The sequence below is a fragment of the Parasediminibacterium paludis genome (assembly GCF_042651445.1).
Taxonomy (GTDB): Bacteria; Bacteroidota; Bacteroidia; order Chitinophagales; family Chitinophagaceae; genus Parasediminibacterium; species Parasediminibacterium paludis.
Window position 1 is genome coordinate 1 of the sequence record NZ_JBHSDC010000004.1, and the last position, 759, is coordinate 759.

1 protein-coding gene is annotated in these 759 nt (G+C 36.8%); it reads right to left on the reverse strand.

Annotated features, from left to right (window positions below; all coding sequences use genetic code 11):
- Nucleotides 1-261: 261 nt before the first annotated feature.
- On the reverse strand, nt 262-576 hold the full coding sequence (locus tag ACFOW1_RS05860; protein ID WP_379012854.1) for a hypothetical protein: 315 nt from the start codon (nt 574-576) through the stop codon (nt 262-264).
- Between the last annotated feature and the right edge of the window lie 183 nt (nt 577-759).

Genomic DNA, 759 nt, shown 5'->3' on the forward strand with positions numbered 1-759 from the left:
AGCTAACCGCAACGAGGAAAAAAGATTAAAAAATCAATAAACAGAGTTTTTTCACAGTCTGACGAACAGGTATTTGCGAAGGCTGGGGAATTGACTTTCGTCAGCCCGGCTACCTGAAGCTAAATTTATAAATAAAAGTTGATGATTTACACATAGCTAAATTATTAAAGTCCTGCCCGATATGAAGCCAAATTGAAAACAAAAGTTGAAACAAAGCTTACGTCTGCCCAGCTTTTGCAAATATCAATGTTGTAGGCAGGCTTATTCAACTTTGGTCAAATACCACTGTCGTTTGTAGTAATGACTGCCGAAGAATAAATATTTCCTTCGTTTGTTGTACTTAGTTGCACGTTTTACAATTTTGCCGTCTTGCAAACTGTGAAATAGTTTATTGTTTCTTAAATAAAAAACGTGAGGAAGACCAGCGTCACTTTTTAAATTTAAAGGTTCGTCAAGTTTAAAGCCAATACTCCGCATGTATGATAAGCCTGATGTGTCAATTGGTCTTGGGTCATACGCTAAGATTAATTTACCTCCTTCAATTTGATATTTTCCAGTTGCTGTGTCTGAAATCATGTCGCCACGAAAACGGTACTCGAACGTGCTGTCACTTTTTAATTTAATTCTTGTGACGAAGAAGCCCAGGTCTGCAAAATTTGAGCGATATGAGCCTTCTAAATTCTTCGTTGTAGTGTAAGCTCCCCTGAATCTCGCTCATTTAAAAGTTGACAAAAATGTTAACTTTAAATGACCGATATG

Coding starts and splice junctions, on each gene's coding strand:
- ACFOW1_RS05860 (WP_379012854.1), bottom strand. CDS start 576: ATGATTTCAGACACAGCAACTGGAAAATATCAAATTGAAGGAGGTAAA.